10 protein-coding genes are annotated in these 20,168 nt (G+C 64.5%); 3 read left to right on the top strand and 7 right to left on the bottom strand.

Annotated features, from left to right (window positions below):
• The 3 genes from CLV67_RS46380 to CLV67_RS46375 all read right to left on the bottom strand — a co-directional run.
• The coding region (locus CLV67_RS46380) for a recombinase family protein (protein WP_170154256.1) at nt 1-489 on the bottom strand (489 nt) is incomplete at its 3' end.
• Nucleotides 490-738: 249 nt separating this feature from the next.
• On the bottom strand, nt 739-1,248 hold the full coding sequence (locus tag CLV67_RS51520) for a hypothetical protein (protein ID WP_146169585.1): 510 nt from the start codon (nt 1,246-1,248) through the stop codon (nt 739-741).
• Between the two features lies 1 nt (nt 1,249).
• The gene (locus CLV67_RS46375) at nt 1,250-3,649 is read right to left on the bottom strand and encodes a hypothetical protein (RefSeq protein WP_106330368.1); all 2,400 of its coding nucleotides are present in this window, start codon (nt 3,647-3,649) and stop codon (nt 1,250-1,252) included.
• A gap of 440 nt (nt 3,650-4,089) precedes the next feature.
• Here CLV67_RS46375 and CLV67_RS51515 point away from each other — a divergent pair, with 440 nt between their 5' ends.
• The gene (locus CLV67_RS51515; RefSeq protein WP_146169584.1) at nt 4,090-4,833 is read left to right on the top strand and encodes an NACHT domain-containing protein; all 744 of its coding nucleotides are present in this window, start codon (nt 4,090-4,092) and stop codon (nt 4,831-4,833) included.
• Here the strand turns inward: CLV67_RS51515 and CLV67_RS46365 are convergent.
• From CLV67_RS46365 to CLV67_RS46355, 4 genes are all read right to left on the bottom strand, one after another.
• Nucleotides 4,814-5,350: a hypothetical protein gene (locus tag CLV67_RS46365; protein ID WP_106330366.1), complete on the bottom strand. Its 537-nt coding sequence runs from the start codon at nt 5,348-5,350 to the stop codon at nt 4,814-4,816. The two genes, CLV67_RS51515 and CLV67_RS46365, sit on opposite strands and share 20 nt — an antisense overlap.
• 60 nt (nt 5,351-5,410) lie before the next feature.
• Nucleotides 5,411-5,791, bottom strand: coding sequence for a pilus assembly protein PilP (locus CLV67_RS51510; protein ID WP_146169583.1), 381 nt, complete (start codon nt 5,789-5,791; stop codon nt 5,411-5,413).
• Nucleotides 5,792-6,107: 316 nt separating this feature from the next.
• Entirely contained in the window at nt 6,108-6,677 is a 570-nt protein-coding gene (locus tag CLV67_RS46360; RefSeq protein WP_146169582.1) for an SMI1/KNR4 family protein, read from the bottom strand.
• Entirely contained in the window at nt 6,677-18,427 is an 11,751-nt protein-coding gene (locus tag CLV67_RS46355; protein ID WP_170154255.1) for a LamG-like jellyroll fold domain-containing protein, read from the bottom strand. The genes CLV67_RS46360 and CLV67_RS46355 overlap by 1 nt, the downstream gene beginning before the upstream one ends.
• A gap of 203 nt (nt 18,428-18,630) precedes the next feature.
• On the opposite strand from CLV67_RS46355, the gene CLV67_RS46350 reads away from it, so the two are divergent.
• Nucleotides 18,631-19,212, top strand: coding sequence for a hypothetical protein (locus CLV67_RS46350; RefSeq protein ID WP_146169580.1), 582 nt, complete (start codon nt 18,631-18,633; stop codon nt 19,210-19,212).
• A gap of 296 nt (nt 19,213-19,508) precedes the next feature.
• Entirely contained in the window at nt 19,509-20,162 is a 654-nt protein-coding gene (locus tag CLV67_RS46345) for a hypothetical protein (protein WP_106330362.1), read from the top strand.
• The last annotated feature ends 6 nt before the right edge of the window (nt 20,163-20,168 follow it).

Below are 20,168 nucleotides of genomic sequence, written 5' to 3'. Positions count from 1 at the left end.
ACCCTGCTCCCGCACCTGCGCACTCATCGCCGCCCGCACCCGAAACCGCGTCCGCAACACCTCCCGCTGCGACTGATGCCCCAACATCAACAACAACGCCCGATGATCCGCACAATCGAGATCGACCGGACCCTCGGCCTCCGGCAGCCACACCTGCACCCCACACACGTGCAGCTGTTCGATCACCCGGCGGGCTTCACCACCGCCGGCGAACGCCCGCTCGAACTCCGCCACCACCACCGCATCAAACCCACGATCCGACGCAGCTACCGCAGCCAGCAAAGCGCCGGCCGCAGGCCGCTTATGCCACGGCAGGCTCCGCGACGCACCCGAATCAAAGAACTCCACCACGATCCGACCCCGCCCAGCCACCAGCCGCTGCGCCGACTCCACCTGCCACGCCCGCGACGACACCGCATCCTGATACTCCGCCGTCGAAATCCGCCCATAAAACGCAAACCGCAGACCACCCCGGGCCAGCGGCCGCATGCGACCTCGCGCCCGCGGTTTCGACGGGTCGGCCTGAAGCCACGCGTCGAACGAACCAGCCGATGGAGTCGAAGACAGGGAAGAAGACGGCATCACAGATCACCTCACACAGAGACGAACCAGCCACTAACCCATCGATACCCGACACCACCGACCACCGTCGCCGCCCGATCGAGCAACCTCACCCCCACCACGCTCACCACAACCACGACACCACTCCCCCGAGCCAGCCAACCGTCTCGGTAACCGTCACGCCGTGCTGCCAGGCGATTTGGTAATGGGATTGGACCGAGACCGACCCGCGGTGAGTGTCGGGCGCGGGGCCGTTTGTGCGTTGAGTAGAGCGTGCCCGGCCGCAGCCCCGAAATCGTCGCCAGGATAGAGGTCTTTCTCGAGCGCATCGACCGCGCGAGTCCAAGACTCAAGGTCCTCCAAAGGAGGCAACGGGTCGGGGTTGCGCCCGTGTAGGACCTCGCAGATCGCTCCGTAGGCCTCCAGTGCGCCAGCAATCACCTGCATGCGCCGTACCTGGCCTTCATGTGAAAGACCGGCTTCACCAATGCTGAGATAGAGGCGCCGCTCGACCATCGAGATGTCGGGCTGGGCCGCGATCACCGTCCGCGGCAGGCGTGCGGCGGCCCGTTCGATTCGGACGCGCAGGACGATTGCTGCGAGAGCTGTCTTCTCGGCGGGTCTGCCCGGCCATCGGTTGTATGCGGCCTGGAGGTCACGGATATGGATCTCGGGATACGTCGCCATGTCAGTGCCTGATCTCCTGGACCGTCTTGATGAGCCGCCTGGTCTGGCGGACCCACAGTTGCGGGTCGCCCTGCGGAGCGCGCCCGTGTGAGGCGCCGTTGAGCGCGTGGACGGTCGGAGTGAAGCTGTCGATGTTGATGGGCCGATGGCCGACTCGGCCGGCGTAGTTGTTGAGCAGTGCCAGTTGGTCCAGGGTCTTTCGGGCTCTCTTCAGGTCGGCCACGACGGTGGCCTCGGGCAGCCCGATGCGGCGCCCGAGGATTTCGATCTGAGCGACGGCTTCCGTGTCGACCGCCTGTCGGCAGATGGCCAGCGTCATGGCGGTGACGGCTTCCGGTGTCCCGATCGACGCACCCCGCTCGGCGCCAAGGATCTTCTGGATGTCATCGAGGCGCTGGATTCCAGGGCTGGCGACGTGCCTGACCCGCACCTGCGGCTGCCCGTCTCCGTGTCGGTCCATCCGGATGTGTGTCGGCAGGGCCCCGTGGGCGCGTAGCTCGCGCCAGAGCCGGTCGTCGTGGGTAAAGACGACCACTTGGAAGCGTTCGGCCAGGGTCATCAGGTGTTTGGCCAGGTACCGCACTCGGCCGGTGTCGAACGCGTGGATGGGGTCATCGAGGATGAGGAAGCCGAATGGGCTTTCCGGTTGGGTAGCCCGGGGCAGGTAGGTGGCGAGTGACAGCGCGTTGCGTTGGCCGGTGCTCAGCACTGCGGAGCTATCCTTGCCTGTGGGTAGTGCCATGCTGCCGTCAGCGAGATCGAGCGTCACGGTCCGCCGGATCTTCGTGCCGCCGGCGAGTGCGATGCCGTTGAGTTTGAGGTCCGCGTCAGGGTTGAGGACCGACCACAGTTCGGTGACCTCCTTGGCGATCGGGGCGAAGATCTCCTCTCGCGCGGTCTTGATCCACTGGCTGACTCGGCGGTCGAGGCGCTCGACGACGTTAAGGCGGGCCAGTGCTGGTCCTTGTGCGTCGCTGGTGTCGAGCCAGGTGCCGATGTGGGTGCGGACGGTTGCTTGAGCGGCGATGAGGTCGTCGCGTCGGGCGAGGAGTCCGTCGCGCACTTGTCCGTACCAGGTAGCCAGCTCGGCGCTTTCATCGAGCAGATTGCTCAGCGTGGTCGCTGAAGGGATGCCGGTGAGGAGGTCGGCCGCTGCGTGAACCAGCCGGTCCCACTGTTTGACTCGGACGGCTGCGACCTCGCCGCCCTCTGATTCAAGGCGTCGGCGTAGAGAGCTGGTCAGCGGGGCGGGTAGACATTGATGCAGGTGTCGGATTGCTGTGCTTGCTGCCGTTCGGGCGTCGCGTAGTTCCTTGGTCGCTCGGGTCAGCCGGCCGGCCTCTTCGATGGCGTGCTGCACCCAGTCCTGTCCGATGGTGCCGCAGACAGGGCACTCGTCCTGGCTTCTCAGTTCGTCGAGCCGGGCATCGTTCTGAACGAGCGCCTTCTGCAGGGCGGTCAGCAGATTGCTGGACATGGCAGCGTCAGACTCGGCGGCGTGAGCCAGCCGTTCGAGGGCCGCGCCGGCCTTCGCCCGGATCTGCTCGTTTACGGTCCAAGAGTCCACGAGGCCGAGCGGTGGCGGAGCGGCTGCCGGCAGGGTTTCGGACAGCGTGATGATCCGCGTGCGGGTTGCCGTGTCGGGGCAGGGTCCGCAGTCTTGCAGGATGGCAGCGAGTTCGTCATGGCCTGCCTTGAGGACTCCGTCGACCGCGGCCTGGTGTGCGGTCTCTACTGTCCGCCGTGACGCCTTGCCCTTGCTGCTCTCGGCCTTGAGGATGTTCTGGAGCTCTTCGAGTGCGGTGAGCTCCAGGGCGTCCTTCAGGAAGGCATGCAGATTGCTCGGGTCCTGAATCACCTGGGACATTTCTGGATACAGAAGCACCGGCATGTAGCGGGCGAATGCCTCCGTCCATTCGGCTGGCGGTTCGCTGAGGATGCCCTCGGGTGAACGCCACTGCACGGTTTCGTTCGGTCCGCAGACGATCTCAATATCACGAGATCCATTGCTCACCGTGACCACAATGTCGCGGTGTGGATAGTGAATGTTTTCAGCCAACACTTGATAGGACCTCTTGCTGCCGCCCCCAATGACGTGCCTAATACCGTCGGCGACACTCGTCTTACCCGTGCCATTACGGGCGGTGACGATGGTGAGACCTTTGGCCTGGCTCAGCGGCAGGTCGACGGCGTCCGCGCCGACACCGATGTGACCTCGTACATGTACCGCACTGACATACCACGGCCCCTCGGCCGTGGTCACACTCGTTGCCGTCGAGGGGTTGTGCGCCTCGACCAGCTCCAGAAGCAGGTCTCGCATGCCCGGTTCGAGCCTCAGCGCCTCGTCGGCGATGTCCGCCCACGTCAGCAGGACACGTTGCGGAGAGTGTTCGGCGACCACAAGAATCCCATCGGTCTATCGGCCGTGGACAGTCGCCGCGTTTGCCTCGTGCCGAACAGCGGGTTAGCGGATCGCGATACGACCCAGCAGCGAGCCGCACAACGTATCGCACAGCGCTGCTACGCAACAACAAGAATCCCCGAAGGGATTAGCACCCGAGACCATACGGGTGTTCTAATTAGCAGGCCAATGGCTAAATATGAGGCTGAAACACATTGGGTAGTTCATCGCGTGTAGCGCCGCCACGCTGCGCTTCCCGGGAAGCATCGAGGGAGCCGTCGGAGGACTGACCCCCGCCTCCCGTGACCTCAGCAGCATCGTCGGAACGCTTCGCTTGTCGTGAGTCAACTGCCATGAGGCACCTGGTCTTGGTAACGACCAGCACGCGCCGGTCCTCGGGCTTGAGTAGGCCGGTGATAGTTCCAGATTAGGATCGCTGGGTGAAGCCGATGACAGATCTCCCTCGCTACTGGATGGAGCGCGAGAACGGCATCCGTGATCCGGAGCTGGCACGCCTTCAGGGTGAGGCTCGGATGGGTCTCGCCGATGCCGTTACCGGTCGCTGCACGGTTCTGCTCGCACCGCCAGGGGCCGGCAAAACAACAGATCTAAACCGGCTGGTTGAACGATTCGGGGAGCGGGGGCGGTGCATCTCGCTCGGATCGTACGGGGATCTTTCCGCCAAGATCGCTCTTGCATCTGGCGAATTGGGGCGAGTTGCCCCTGGCGGGTTGCTGGCGCTGGATGGCGTGGACGAGGCAGCCATGCCGACCACGCAGTTGGTCAGCCTCATTCGGGAGGTCGCGCAGCAGCTACCGGACGGTATTCGCTTGGTCCTTGCTTGTCGTACGGCGGGCTGGCTGCCCGGGGTCGACCGTGCTCTGCGTACTGCTTTCGACGACAAGGTTCGTGTGCTGGACTTGCTGCCCTTGACGGATGGCGACGTGGTCGCCTTCGCCTACGCGGTAGGCGTCGACGGCCAGGCCTTCTTCGAAGCTGTCAGGACGGCCCGAGCATCCGAACTCACGCGCTACCCGAAAGAACTGGAGCTTCTCCTCGCCCAACTCACTGATCCTAACCAACTGGAATGGCCATACGGCCGCTGGCACACCTGGGCCGCCAATAGAAATGACCTGCACCCACATCGCCTGAGCTCACAGCCGGTCAGGCTCTTGAACGGATGAGATTCAGGCGATCTCGGCCAGCCGCTCTCGCCCGGTTGCGCAGCTCGTCCGCGGAAACGCCCTCCGCTAATGCTTTGATGTCCTCGTCCTGACTGCGCTTCTCCCCGCTGAGGAACCGCTGAGCGGGAACGAGGCCTTCCAAATGAAAGGCAGCGTTGCGGGCAGCCATCGAACAATCCTCGAGATTAGCCGGCGTGGGTTCGGCCAGCACACCGAGACCAGAATGAAGGACCAGCACCGAACCCAGCCCATAAAGGGGCAGTCCGCTCAGCTCGTCCGCCATGGTCATCTCATGGGCTTCCTCGAGGCGCGCCATGCGCACACGAACATCCTGCGGATCGACGGCCCCAGGACGCCACAAGAACTCCAGGGTCTCAACATAGATCGCCGCATCGCCGGGTCGGCTATCGAGCGCCGCCGCCCACGAGGCGATATTGATGGCACGCTCCGCGCAGGCCGCGACGAAGATTGCAGCCAGCACCGACGACCCATCAGTCAACAACCTGTCCAGAATCATTTGCAACTATATATCCTCGAGCCGACCCAATAGAAGGTTCTGGTCTGCCAGCCGCTCTCGTTATCGTAAGGGTTTGCCCTGGATCGAACCCTCGGTTCCCAGGATGAGACTGTCGCACAGACCTTTGCCCTTGCAGACACTTCTCGAAGCAGCCCCCGCAATGGGAACTCCTCCGGCATCGTTGATCGCTAGAAGAATGTTGTGCTCGGCATGGGTCAGGCCCTCCCTATTGTGTTCCACGGGGATATGACCGAGCTTCTTCGCGAGCGGCAACTGGGAGACGGTCATGCCCGCGTCGCTGTTACCGACGAAGGTCCTCTCGACCCATCCACCCTGCCCATCGGGAACCCTGGCCGAAATCGTCGCCGCAGTGACCTTTCCATTCTGAACCTGCCACTCACTTCCGCCAATCTTGCCGTAATCCTCAGCAGTGGACCGCATACTGTCGACGAGCTTGAAACAGCTCCATTCCGTCGCCGCAGTTATGAACCAGGACCGGCGTAAGGCCGACGAGTACATAGTACGTGTGCCATATTCACGGCCAAGACGGATAGTTACCTACGTTGGCATGCCGTTAACCTGGATTTTCATCGGCCGGATCCGCATCAACCCTCGACCGAGAGAATCGGCAAGATCGCCGCCGCCGCGCTGGCCGTGCTCCGCATCGAGCACGACCGCACTACATGACGACCGGCAGTAGTCAGAACTTTGCGCGGAATTGATCAATGGGTTATTGAACCAGCAAGATCGACACAAATCAAGTACCTGCAGAACTTTCCGGAAAAATTCGTTGCAGCTCTTCAATCGATGGATAGGTATGAAAAGTTGGATGATTCGAAGGAAAATCCGGCGGAAAGAAAGGCATCCGGAAGCCTTCCAAAAAGACCGCCGTAAGGAACTTCGAAATACCACCCGAGAAATCGATCCATTCACTCCTGCCGGCATTACTCACGGTCAAGTTCCACCTCGCCGGAGAATCGACCGGCTGCATCACCCAGCAGATGACGTCTCCGTCTTCCGTCCTTGCAACCGGCAAAAGATCCTCCGGATCGTATGGCAGATCTCGCCCACTTTCCCGCTGAGCAAAAAGACGCTTTCGATAAGCCAGCGAGAAGGAAACAAGCCGAATGGCCTCAAATCTTGATTTCGGTTGTTGAATATGAATAAATTCGTCAAATACGCCCGGCCCGAAGGTGGCCACGAGTTGCCGATAATCGGGGGGAACCGCCACCCCGAGACGGCGCTCAAGCTCGCTCCATTCCCGAAAAGGAACCAACTCCTCCGATGGCGGCTTGACTGCGCCTCGAAGCCTCTCGACGTCGCTCATCACCAATCCTCATCCCCGACCCCGAACATGCCTGCCGGATTCTTCAACTCAAACGGATCAATCTTGAGGGCGTTAGGTCCGGTCCCGTAGGCACTGATCCGCAGAGCCCTCGGAACAAGCGAATCACCATCATAAAGCGGCTCAACGATGTATTGCACCTTTTGCCCACTCTTAACTGCATCATAGACGGTCTGCTCGATCCCGTCCCGCATGATCGGCGAATTGAGAGGATCTTGCGTGATGGCAGCGAGATTGCTCTTATTACGTTTTCCTCCCAGGCGATCCGCAAGAAGGTGGCCCCTCGCAAGATTCTGAATAGTCCCCTGCCCCTTGGGAAGGCCCTTGATCGTCAGCCCTCTTGCAGGCTGCCCTTGGTCCAGCATGTCTTGTGTAACAGTCGCCCACATGCCGGTGGGACGTCCGAGGTGATCCAGCTTTCCATATCTGACCTGACCACCAGGCCCACTGGTGCTATCCCCGAAATCGTAGAAGTCGAGTTTGCAGTTGTTGTAGTTGTGAACTAAGACTGGGGCGTTGCTGGCGATTACATAGTACGTGTGGATGTCGTCGACGGTGAGGTCGCGCATCACCTCGGCGCCGGTGTGGTTCCGGACCTTGGTGACGTACTGGATCTCGCCGGCTGGGCCGATCAGCGTGGATTCGCCGGGGGTCAGTTTGGCGGCGTTGACCCAGGTGCTGGTGGTGACATCCCAGAAGGGATGGTGTGCCGTGGTCTTCAGTACCGAGGACTCGGTCGGGCCGCGGGTACTGCGGTCGCCCTTGCCCTCGTTCACCTGCTTGGCCTCGGTGTCAGCCGGCGCGGAGGTGACGGTGACGTCGGTCAGTTCCCGGTCGAGGTTGGCGTGCAGCAGCGTGACCTGCCGGGCACCTTCCTCCCCCGTCTCCGGGTCGGTGGCCAGGACCTCGTCGCCGATGGTGATCTCGGAGATCGCGCGGGTACTGCGGTCGGCCATCAGCACCCTGGTGTCCGGGTCGAAGCTGTGTTTCGGGCACCCGGCTTCCACCGGCTGGTTGTTGTCCGGCTCGACGACGTTGCGTTCCGGCCGTTCCAGGTCCTTGCGTTGCTGGCCGCTGTTCTTAGACTCCGGTGACTCCGGCTTGGTGGCGCCCTTCGGCCGGCTCTGCTCCTTCGGATCGGTCCGCGGCGCCTTCTCCCTCGCCTGCTTGGACGCCTGCGGCTTCTCCTCCTGCTTCTGTTTCGACTCCTGGCGTTTTTGTTCCTGCTTCTGCTTCTTCTGTTTCTTCTCCGGCGGCTTGACCTTCTTCTTCGGCATCTTGGGCTTGAACGGCACCTTCGCGACGATGTCGTTGAGGTGCTTACGCGCCGCGTTCAGTACGCCCTGTGCTTGCCGCATCGCGGCCTGCGCGCCCTCGACGATGCGTTTCCACGTGCGGTAGCCCGACAGTGCCCGGTCGACTGCCTTGATCAGCGAGCCGAGCATCTTGGCCGCCTTGAACGGGCCGAGACCGTTCAAGGCCAGATCGACGCAGTCCATCAGGGCGCCGCCGATGCAGCCCATCAGGGAGTTGTAGCCGATCATGTCGAGCAGCATCCCGATGCCGACCTGCAGCAGGATGTCCAGCAGCGGGGTGTTGCTCTCGCGCTCCGCCCGCAGATACTCGGCCTCCTGTGCCGCGATCTCCAGGCCGACGGCCTTCATGTCGCGGTCGCGCTGTTCCATGGCGGCCGTGTACAGCTTCATCGCGGCCTGGTACTTCTTCAGCTCGCAGGCGTAGTCGTACTCGCCGCACTTGCCGTCGACGGCGTTGCCGGTGGTGTCGGTGTTGGTGACCGGGTTGCCCTCGGCGTATGCGAACCGGTTGGACGCACCCGATGTCGGCGTCGGGTTGTTGTTCGCCGTGTCGCGGGTGTCGAAGGCGCCGGTCTCCGGGTCGTACCAGCGCGACCACATGTTGACTTTGCCGGTTCCCTGGTCGGTCCATTCCTGCTGGTAGCCCAGCTTGCCGACCATCCCGCCGCCGGCCAGGATCTTGCCCCACGGGTCGTACGACACCGAGCCGGTCAACGCAGCACCGGTGGCGCCGAACTCGCCGACCACGTCGGTGTGGATGTCGGTCCATGCGTATCGCTTGTTGCTGCCGGAGGCGACACCGACCAGGTCACCCGCCGGATCGCGGACGTAGGCGGTGGTGCCGTCGGCGGCGAGGTCGTTGCCGAGGCCGGTGAAGGTCAGCCCGGGCTGGATCATCCGGCCGAGGCCGTCGTAGCTGTAGGTACTGGTACCGCCGGTCTTGGTGCCTTGGTGGATGACCTGGTTGAACGCGTCGGTGCGAGTTTCGGTGGTCTGGCCGGCGAGCGTCGTCGAGGCCAGGGTGCCGCGTGGCGTGTATTGGTAGACGGTTCCGGCCGAGTCGTCGACGAGCTGGTTGCGTTCGTCGTAGGTGAACGTCTTGGTTCCGGCCTGCAGGCGGTTACCGGATTGGTCGTAGACGTACAGCACCGGGTTGGTGCCGTTGTTCCACTCGGTCAGTCGTCCGGCCCAGTCGTACTTGTAGCTGTTGGACGAGGCTCCGTTGAAACCGGTGGTGACCTTTGAGTTGAGGGTGCCGCTAGTGTTCCAGCCGTAGGCGATCTTCCCGACGGTGGCGCCTGTGCCTCCGTTGGTTTTCAACTCGTCCGACACCAGACGGTGAAGGCCGTCGTAGCCGAACTGGCGGACGTTACCGCCGGTCGCCCCGTACCTGATCGACTTGACCTGATTCAGATTGTTGTATTCATAGGTCATGTCCACGCTGGCGGCCGTGTTAGTGGTCGATTTCAAACGGCCGAACTCGTAGAGGTACGAGGTGGTGCCAGCGCCGTCGGTGCGGCTAGCGAGCGCGCCGTCCTCGTTGTACGTGTACGCCGAGTTGCCGGAGACACCGGTGATTTTCTCGGGAAGACCACGGTCGTTGTATTCGATGGTGTTCGTACCGGCCGAGCCGCTGAACTCGGTCATCCGGCCGGCTTTGTCGAACTTGTAGGTCCGGTCGGTGGTGGCGACCTGCGCGCCGCTGCCGATGCTGCGCTCGAGGCGGCCCATGTTGTCGTATCGCGACTCGATGGAGACGCCGCCGGGTGAGTCGAGGCGGGCCAGTAGCCCGGCCTCGTTGTAGGACATGGTGAACGTGCGATCGGTGGGGTTGGGCGTGGCGGCAGTGGCCGGTTCGATCTGCTTTTCCGGCAGGCCCCAGCTGTTGTACTCGGTGAGGAAGTCGTGGCGCCGGCCGTCGGTGAACTTGGTCCGGTTGCCGGCGGCGTCGTACCTGAACGAGGTATGGATCGTCTCGGATGCGCTGACCGGCTCGTACTGCTCGGTGAGTCGGCCGAGCACGTCGTACTCGAACGTGGTCTCGTGTTTGGCGTCCGGTGATGCCGGGTCGTTCAACCCCGGTTTGTACGCGTTGGTGATCCGCACTGGGCTGCCGGCGATGTCGTAGGTCTGTTCCTTGCGCCGCAGCTCAGCACCGACATCCCCCGCTGTCGCGGGCGCCGCGTGGTCAGACTGCCGGACAGCACGGCCGGCGAAGTCGTAGGTGACGGTGGAGTAGGTGCCGTCGGCCGCGAGTGTGGTGACCGGACGGCCGAGCAGGTCGTAGGTGGTTTTGGTGGAGTTGGTGGCGCCGTCGATCGCCTCGATCGGTTCGCCGGCGCTGTTGAACTTGACGGTGGAGACGACGAGTTTCGGGCTCGTCACCGACATGCGCCAGTCACTGCCGTCGCCGTAGGCGTAGTTGGTGGTGTATCCGGCGTTGTCTTCGCGTACCGCGGTGGTGCTGCTGACGGTGCGGCCCAGGTAGTCGTAGGTTGACGCGGTCACCGCACCGTTGGGGTCGGTGAGCTTCAGCAGGTCCCCGCTGTCGGCGTACTCGTATCTGGTCTTGCCGGTGTCGGGCGCTGTGATCTCGGTGGTGCGGCCGAGTTCGTCGTAGCGGTATTCGGTGGTGTAGCCGCGCGGGTCGGTGCTGGATGTGACCTGTCCGACCTCGTTGTAGACGACGGTCCGTTTCGCCGTAACCGTGACTTTGTCCGGCCTGGTGTACGACGGGGCTTGCGACTCCACCAGGCGGCCCACACCGTCGTACCGGTTGACCGACTTGTTGCCGTTGGGGTCTTCCTGGTCGGTGACCTCCCCGAAGGTGTTGTAGCCGATCTTGGTGGTGGGCAGCACCGAGCCGTGGCCCTCGACGTGGACCTCCGGCTGGAACGTCTTGACGGCCCGGCCGATCGCATCGTTCTCGATCCTGGTGATCCGGCCGTGCGGGTCCGTCACCGAGGTGACCGAACCGTCGGTACTCAGGTCGAAGGTGGTACGGCTGACCTGGCCGGAGGCTTCCAGTGTGCCGGCGCGGACCTGGCCGATCTCGGCGGCGGTCAGGGCGCTCTGATAGAGACGGACGTCGTCGATCGTGCCGAGGAAGGTTCCGGTCGAGTCGGCGGCCGCGCCGATGCGCAGGTCGGTCGCCCGGTTGTTCAGTGGTTCGGTCGTCGAGATGCCCGCCTTACGCACCCCGGCGACGTACAGGTCGGCGGTGCTGGTGGCGCCGGCCTGAGTGGCCGGGTTGACCGCGACGGCCAAATGCGTCCAGGCGCCGGTGGTGGCCGGGACCTTCTCCTGGCTGGTCAGCCAGTCGATGGTGCCGTCGGCCTTGCGGTACGACATGGCGAGCTGCCACGACGCGGAGTCCTTGTGGTACAGCAGCTTCAGTGCCGAACTGCCGGTGTCGCCGTTCATCGACGCCACGTACCGGTCGCTCTGGCCGGTGGTGCTCTCCAGGTTGGCCCAGGCAGTCAGGGTGTAGGGCCGCTGGATGTCCACGGCTGGCTGTCCGATGATTCCGCCGGGCGCGGTGCCGTCGAATCTGGCGGCACGGCTGTTCTGTGCGTCGGCCGCTGTTCCGGCGTGGGCTTCGGACCAGGTGACGCCGCCGGTCACAGTGCCGTGGTTGTTACCGGCGCTGTCCGTAGCCGTGGCACCAGCTGTTTCGTTGAGCTTCCACCGCGCGACCGGGGTCTGCCCGGCGGACAGGTAGGTGGTCTGCTGCTGCCGGCGTCCGAGCCGGTCATACGCGGTGTCGGACCGGCTCAGGAGGGTCTTGTCGTTCCAGGCCTGCGTGCTGAGGACCTCGTCGTCGGGCGAGTAAGTGAAGGTTGTCGTGCGGTAGGTGGTGGGCTTCCCGGGCTCGGTCACCTCGAGGATGGAGCTGATGTTGCGGCCCGCGTTGTCGTACGCGCGGGTGGTCTTCGTCCGGTTGTTGTTGGTGAGCTGGACCTCCACCTTGCCGGTCTTGTCGTAGCTGTTGTGCTCGAGCACGTAGGACTGCGGGGTGCAGGACTGCGGCGATTTGTCGGTGCAGACGCTGGTGCGGGTGGTCGTCACGAGCAGGTTGTTGTCGGTGTATGTGTAGCTGGTGACGCCCATCGTGTCGGTCTCGGAGGCGAGCCGGCCGGCCGGGTCGTAGGCGAGCTTGCGGACGGTCAGGTCTTTCTTGTTACCCAGCTCGTCGCGCGTGCCGTTGACCACGATGGTGGCCGTCTCGTTGCCCGCGGCGTCGAACTCGGTCTTCACCACGCTGTCGTCGGCGTGGATCTGCTCGACCACCCGCCCGTACGCGTCGTATTTGAGCCGGGTCGTGTCGTTGTTCTCGTCGGTCTCGGAGATTCGACGTCCCTTGCCGTCGTAGCCGTAGCTGACGGTGCGGGACGCGTCGCCGCCGCGCGCGTCGGAGACTGTCTCCGACTCCATCAGCCCGTCGACGTTGTAGACGACAGTCGTGACGGGGCGGTGCCTCTCGCCGTTTACAGCGTTCGCCACTTCGGGCGCTCGCACCTCGACGACTCTGTCCAGGGCGTCGTGGGCGTAGGTCGTCGTGGCATCGGTGCTACCGGGGACGCCCGGATCGGCGAGCTGAACCTCCTCGACGGTACGGCCGAGGCCGTCGTACCTGTACCGGGTGACGGCACCTGCCGGGTCGATGACCTCGGCGACGTCACCGTTGCGGTGGTACCGGATCGTCTGCATGCCGCCGTCGGGTTTGACGATCCGCCACGGCAGGCCGGCCACGGTCTGCACACCGTCGAAAGCACCGTTGGCGCTGTTCGCCGTGGTGTAGGTAATGGTGGTTCGGCGGCCGATGGGGTCGGTCTCGGTGAGCCGGTTACCGGTGACGGGGTCGTACGTGTACGTCGTCAGGTAATTCGATTGGGTTGCCGATTCTGAGCCCGGGCCTCGTTGTTCGATCAGTCGGTCGTTGCGGATGTGGGTCGGGTCGCTGGTATCCAGGAAGTACTTGGAGTACGACGTCGAGCAGTTGTCGGCCGACCGGTCCTGACACGTGGTCACCGATACCACGTTGCCGCGGTCGTCGTGCTCGTTGATCGTCATGTTGCCGTTGGCGTCGGTGACCGTACGCAGGTGGCCCTTGCCGCTGTAGCCGTAGCGGGTCTCGTTCCCGCGCCCGTTGACGTCGGCGACCTTCCGCCCGTAAACGAGGTCGTTGACCGTGGTGGTCTTGATGCCGTCCGGCCCGGTGATCGTGTAGTCGACCTGGCCGAAAGGGCCCTTCTTGGCGGCGTCACGTGCCTTGAACTGATACGACGCCTGCGTCGCGTCGATCTCCGAGGAGTAGAACGCAACCTCGGCGATGCTGCCGGAGAAGTAGCTGGTTGCGGCGGAGTCGACGTAGTAGAAGTTCGCCGGTGCACCCTCGACGTATCCGGCACCGAGGGTGTACCTCGCCGTGGTGTTCGGGTTCATATCAGTCGAACCGGTGGACGACTGTGCCTTGGCGCCGTCGACGTACAGCGTCTGGTTCTTACCGTTGGTGGTCAGCACGGCGTGGTGCCATTTGTCGTCGTTCACCTTGGTGTTGCTGGTCAGCGACGGCAGCCAGCCCTGGGCGACGGTGGTGTTGCAATCCCACAGCGTCAGATCGATGCCGTTGTTGCCGGACCCGTTGGGGATGTCGAGGCAACGCTGGGATTTCAGGTTGTAGAGCCGGCCGGCCGACGCCTGCCACTGCTGAGACGTGTCGCCGTTACAGGTCCAGAGCGTCAGCTTGGTGCCGTTCGCGGTGGCGCCACCGGCCGGAGTGAGGCACTTGTTGAACGCCCGGATCGTGTACTTCGAGAAATCCGTGCCGACCGGTACGAGCTGCCAGTTCTGCGCGATGCTGCCGTTGCACGCCCAGCTTTGGACGGCGGTGCCGTCAGCGCTGGCACCGCCGTTAAGGTCGAGGCACTTGCCCGCGACCTGGACGGCGTTGATCGGGCCGGTCGGGGTGTTCGAGGGCGACAGGGCGCGCAGCTTGCCGTCCGGGGAGATCCACATCGTCGGCCGGTCGTAGCGGGTCGCACTCTGGGTGGAGCTGTACTGCATGCCGAGCAGAACGGTGCGGGCGGTGCTGGACGTCTTGAACCACATCGACACCGAGCTGCTGTTCGGTGGTGTCACTCCGGCCGGCAGAGCCAGGTATGAGCTGTCCTCGGCCCTGAAGGTGGGGGCCGGGTTCTTTCGTCGCCCTGGGAATATCGGATCCGGGGCGTCGAACGGGCCGGCCTCGCGGCCGAGCAGGACGTTGTTGTAGTTCGCGTCGCTGCCGTTGATCTCGTTCTTGGCGATCTGAGTACCGGTCTCAGCCATCCGCCAGTAGTTGGTCGGAGCGCCACCGAGGACGGCGCTCTCGTAGACCTGGGTTGTGCCGGTTACCGTCGGAGGCTCTGGCGTCCACTTCTCGCCGTTGCCGTCGGTGACCTCGCTGACCCTGCCTGTGACGGTGTTGTAGGTGATGCTGGCACTTGCCGCCTCGGACGGGCGGGCCACCCGGGTCAGTAGCTTCGTCGCCGGCTTCGTGAATGTCTGGGCGGCCCACAGCTCGGTGACCACCTTCGAGTCGACCGCATTGTCGAAGACGGCCACCTCGCCGATGGAGCCTTTGAAGTGGTTGCGGGTCCCCTTGTTGTCGTGATTGCTTTGGATGCCGCCGTTCGGCCAGCCGCCGCCGAGGAATCCCTTGCCGAGGAAGGCGCTGCGCGGGCCGATGTCCTGGATCGTGATCCCGGTCTGGTAGTCCACCGGCGTGGGATTGCCGTCGAGGTACATCTCCTGCTTGTTGCCCGACGTGGACAACACGACGAAGTGCCACTTGCCGTCCACGATGTTGACGCTGGACGCGAGCGGGTCATGCGTGCGGGGAAGGATCGTCTGGTCGAGCGGGCGGTCCTTACCGCACGCCATGATCCGCATGGCGGCGCCAACGATGTTCTCCAGCTTCACGCTGACCGACGAATCCATGCAGGCGTACGAGTAGAGGTGCACGATCTGACCGTTCGCCCGCACGTCCCAGCGCTGGTACTCGGAGTTCGGGCTGCAGGGCCGGGTGACGATGAGGGTTCCGTTGGTGGTGTTCTGGTCCTCGGGCTCCAGGCACTTCGTCTCGCCGCCGGTGTCGACCTTGAGCTGGCCCACCGTTGTCCAGGTGAACAGCTGGTTGTTTGCGCCGTTGCAGCCGGTGAGCTCGACCATCGTGTCGTTCGCCGCCGAGTTGCCCTTGACTGCGAGGCACTTCCCTGTCGCGGCGACGGTGAGCGGGGTCTTCTGGTCGCGGCTGAGGGCTTTGGGGAATGAGCCCATCAGGCGGCCGTCCCAGCCGACGTACAGGGTCGGGTTGTACGCCCGGTGGGTTGTCGTCGCGGTGGAGTTCGCGTCCTCCCCGGACTGGCTGAGCAGGACACCGGTGCCGGCGGTCGCCTTGAACCACATGGCGACGGCCTGATTCGAGGCGTCGTTGGCGATGCCGGCCGGCAAGCGGACTTGCGAGGAGGTGCCGTCGAAGCCGGCCACGGTGGAGGTGGTCCCGGCCATCGGGCCGGCTTGGCCGAGAGCGACGCTGTTGTTGTAGGTGCCGACGTCGGCACCGCCGTTCTCCAGCGTCGTGCTCTCGGCGCGGGTGCCGGAGGTCTCGTTGAGCCGCCAGTACGAGCTCGGCCGGGTATTGGTGACCGCGGTCGGATACAAGGAGCTGGCGGTGCCGTACTGGTAGGTGTGACACTTGTCCGGGTTCACCGGCGGGCAGACTGCCGTCAGGTTGTCACCGGTGTACCGGTACGTCCACGTGCTGACGCTGCTCGGGTTCTCCGGGAAGGCAGGGTCGGTCGAAACCGTGGACACCCGCGGCGGTGTGGTCGTCGTCCACGCCAGATGCAGCTTGCGTCCCGACGCCGACTCGATCGACGTCAGCCGGTTGCCGGTGTAGTGGAACTTCTGCTGCCTGCCACCGTTGTCGGTGATCGACAGGAGCACGAGCTTGCCCGCAACCGGCTTCCTGGAGAAGCGATAGGTGGTGCCGTCCTTCTCCCGCAGCAGGTATCCGTCCTCCTGGGCGGCTGGAATCGCGGCCAACGTCAGGCTCTTGCCTGCCGGCGAGGAGTACGAGCCGTCGCTGTTACGGCCGAAGGCCAGCTCACGCCCGGTCGGGTAGGTCACCACGACCGTGTTCAGCACTGTCGAACCGCTGGTCGTCTGCGACTTCTCGACGACTTTCGCGTCGGCGACGCTGGACCAGCCGGCACCGAAGGCCTGATCGGTGCGCGGATCGATGCTGTTGTACGAGCGGACGATCTCCAGCGGCGGGCCGACCGTGTTCACCATCGCATCACGGGCGGAGGTCGTGTAGTTGCCGATCACCGGGTCGAATCCCTGCCCCGAGTTCTGTGACAGGCTGGAGGTGACCGAGGGCTGCGGAACCGGCGTCACCAACAGGTGCTTCGTGGCGTACCTGGAATTGTCGGCCAAGCCGTCGCGGACCAGCACGGTCCAGTAGTACGACTCGTTCCACTGCAGTTTCCCGGCCGGTACGACCCAGGATCGCTTCGTGGTCCAGTCAGTCTCGGCGATCGTCGTCTTGTTGTCCTTGGCGTAGACGATGAACTTGTACTGCAACGACTTCGGCCAGTTGTCCGGGTCTAGCGCGTCCGCGATCAGTTCGGGCGTCAGTGTCGTGGTCGCCGCCCCATAACCCGGGTACTGCTCGTTGACCTGCGGTTCGGCGTTGTAGTCGTAGGTCAGTTCCAGGTAGGGGTTGGTCGAGGTGCCGTAGTTGGCCGAGGTGAATCGCTTGAAGCCCGCCGACTGCGTCTCTGACGCGGTGAGGGCCAGTCCGAAGTTGGACAGGGTTCCCAGGGACCAGCCGTTGAAGATGTGGATCGGCAGATCCATCGCCACCCGGGTGCCGTTGCCGGGATTGCTGCCGGTGTTACGGCAGGCGGCGGTGTCGCTGTTGATCGTCTCGGCGGAGATCGGTGTCGAGTACGAGGGGCCGGATGCCAGCGTGCCGCCGGCGGCGACGATGTCCGCGACCGTCCAGCTCTGGGTCACCCGGTGGACGTAGACCGGCTCGGTGTTGGTGCAGTTGTAGGACCACGAGTGCCACAGGCTCAATTTCGCCGACATGATCTGCGTGCCGACGAGCTTGTCGTTGTCGAATCTGTCGAAATGGATGAAGGACCGCGACCGGGTGCTTCCGCCGTCCCAGGTGCCGACCGGTAGATCGTCGCCGTTGTGGTTACCGGTCGTGCTGGTGTCGTCGACAAACACATCTCCGGTGTCGGCCGTCTGCAGCGTGGGGTCCACCCGCACCGGATACTGCCGCACCGGATCGTTGAGCCAGGCAGCGTCGGCCGTCACCTTCAACGCCGGACCACCGTCCACGGTGATCAAGTCGTAGCGCACCTGCGACGACTCCGCCGGGGCGCCCGAGCGCGGGTCGACCTTCGAGTCCTCCATCCAGCCCCGCGGCACCAGCATGGCCACGCTGCCGTCGGCGGCGAGCAGGTGCAACGAGCCGTCGGCCTGCTTCTTCGCGGTCAGGCCCTCGAGTTTGAGCGGGAACACCCACTCGTTGCCCGCCGCCGGCGACTTGAGGATCAGGGTTTCCTTCAGGCCGTTGTTCAGCGACCGCAGTTCGAGGTCGGTGTGCGGCAGGATGTCGCGGTAGGTGGCCGTCTCGCCGTCCACAATGGCGGGGACTGCGGCCGCGCCGGCCAGGTCGTAGGCGATCGTCCGGCCGGACGCCGTCACTGACACCAGCGCCTCGTCGGCGGACTCGACCCGCTCGGCCGCCGGGAGGGACGCGGTTTCCGGCGAGGCATCCGTCGAGGCCGGAGACGGACCAGTGCTGGCCAGAGGCGATTCGGTGGTGGCTGGAGACGGCTCGGTGGTGACTGGAGACGGCTCGGTGGTGGCCGGTGCCGCCGCGTCCGCGCCCACCGCGCTGAGACTGACGTCGATCGAATTGGCACCCGCCTCCAGGCGGTCACCCTGCGGGGTCAGGGTCGCGTCGATCGGCTGATAGGTGCCGTCCGACGCCTTGTAGTTGACCGGCGAGTCATAGATGTGGCGGGTAATCGACCCGTCCTCGTTGCGGAACTCGTCATAGGTCGCCGACGACTTCTCCGGCAACCGCTCACTGGTCGCCTCGTCGAAGCTGCTCTCGTCACCCAGTTTGGGAGGCGTCGTGAACGGCTTGGCCTCCGGACTGGCCGGTTGACCCGGATCGGTCGTCTCCGGCGCCTTGGTGGCGCCCTTGCCCGGGCCGACGTCGGCGCTGGTCGCGGCCGACGACACGGCATCACTGGCATCTGCCGGGTCACCGGCGGTCACCTGCACCGGCAAGCCGGTCACGGCAGCCAGCGCCGGTGGCTGCCGCAGCACCGACACCAGACCCGACAACGGCCATCCGTCGCCCTCCGGGACCACCTCGGGAGGCACACCCAGGGAAAGACCGACAGTAAGCGCAGTGACGACAGCGATCCGCCGCCTCATAGTGAGCCCCGCTCTCACAGAAACTTCATAGGCGAGGCGAAGCCTGCGGGAGAATGATCAATCTCTGCAAGATCTTGATTACCGCCTGTTCACATGCATACCCTCCAGCCGTGTCCAAGAAGTCAGTTTCCGCCGGTCCAAAGTGGCGCGAGTCACAGTCGTCGATGACGACGGCTCAACTCGCCATGCGGCAGACCATCGTCCGGCACCCCTGGCGGGCCGGCACCGCCGCCGGCATCGGACTCGCGGCCGTCACTGGACTCCTGGCCTGGGCACTCTGGCCGGAACAGCCGCGTCAGCGGGAGTACCTCGACGCCACCGCCTGCCTGCTCACCGACAACAACGGCCTCACCACGGCACCCGCGGACTCGGTCTGGCCCACCATGCAAGACATCTCCGCCACCACCCTGGTGCGCGTCCAGCACCAACGCACCGACGGACCGCAGACCACCGAGAACGCCACCACCCACCTGGCCACACTCGCCTACACCGGGTGCCAGACAATTGTCGCCACCGGCAAAGCCCCGATCGACGCCGTCACCGCACGGGCCGGCTCCTACCCCAAGGTCACCTTCATCACGGTCGGGTCCGGAACGCCGGCGGCGAACGTGCAGGTCGTGGACGCCACCGGCGACGCGGTACGCTCAGCCATCACCGATCAGCTGACCGCGCTCGCCGAGGACGCGTCCTAACACGCCCTATCAAACCTATTCCGGGCGCGCCGTCTCACGATGTCGTCGACCATGTTGCGTAGGTCGGCCCGCTCCTCAGCCACGGCAGCATGATGGCACAGCACAGACGAGCCGGTGGTGATCGCTGCATCCAGAGAATGATTTGTCGATCCTTGATCCTGCTGTGATCGGGTGCGCACACATCGGCACGACCGAGCGCCGCCAGCAGCGGTCAGCCGCGGCGCTGGGTTGCGAGCGGATCGCGGCATGAGAATGCGTTGACCAGCGGCTAAGCCGTTGTCTGGTATCAAGGTGGCGTGACGGATCGCGGGCTACTCGACATGATCCATGGCACCCCGTGGATCATTGACCTGCTCACCTGGTTCGACTTCGAGGTGGCACGGGCCGCGGACGGACCGATCCAGCCGGTGACGTTGACGAGCGGAGAGCCGTTGGAGGCGATCGCCGGCGACGGTACCGGCGGATGCTTCCTCCTCGTCGGGACCGGGGATCTGCGGCCAGTGCTCTATGTCGGCTCGGAATGCGAGGGCGGCCTCGTCGCGAGAAGTCTCCGTGACGCCCTGGCTCTCGTCGTCGGGGTCTCCAGCCTGCACGACGCCACCACGATTCCTGCTGAGCAGAACGACGGCCGGGACTTACGCGACTTCCTCGGTCGCACCGACTCCGAGATCCGCGAGGACCACCCGGAACTCGACGCGAACCGTGACCGCCTGCGAAGGGCTCTCGGGCTGCCTCCGGTCGAGGACACTCTTCTCCGATCATTGCAGGCTGCAGCCGCAGACTTCCGCTATCGACCCCTCACCGAGCAGGGCGTCCGACTGCGTCCAATGCTGACCTGGCTGGAGAAAGCCGAGGAAGCAGCACACCCAACGGTTGCAGAACCTCCCGTGGCAGTGGCGCCTTCGTCACCGCCGGACGAGCCGCTACCGGGCCAGATCACGTTGTTTTGAACCCGC

Source organism: Actinoplanes italicus, from assembly GCF_003001815.1.
Classification (GTDB): Bacteria; Actinomycetota; Actinomycetes; order Mycobacteriales; family Micromonosporaceae; genus Actinoplanes; species Actinoplanes italicus.
The sequence above is the reverse complement of the archived record's forward strand: the minus strand, read 5'-3'. Positions and strand labels throughout refer to the sequence as shown.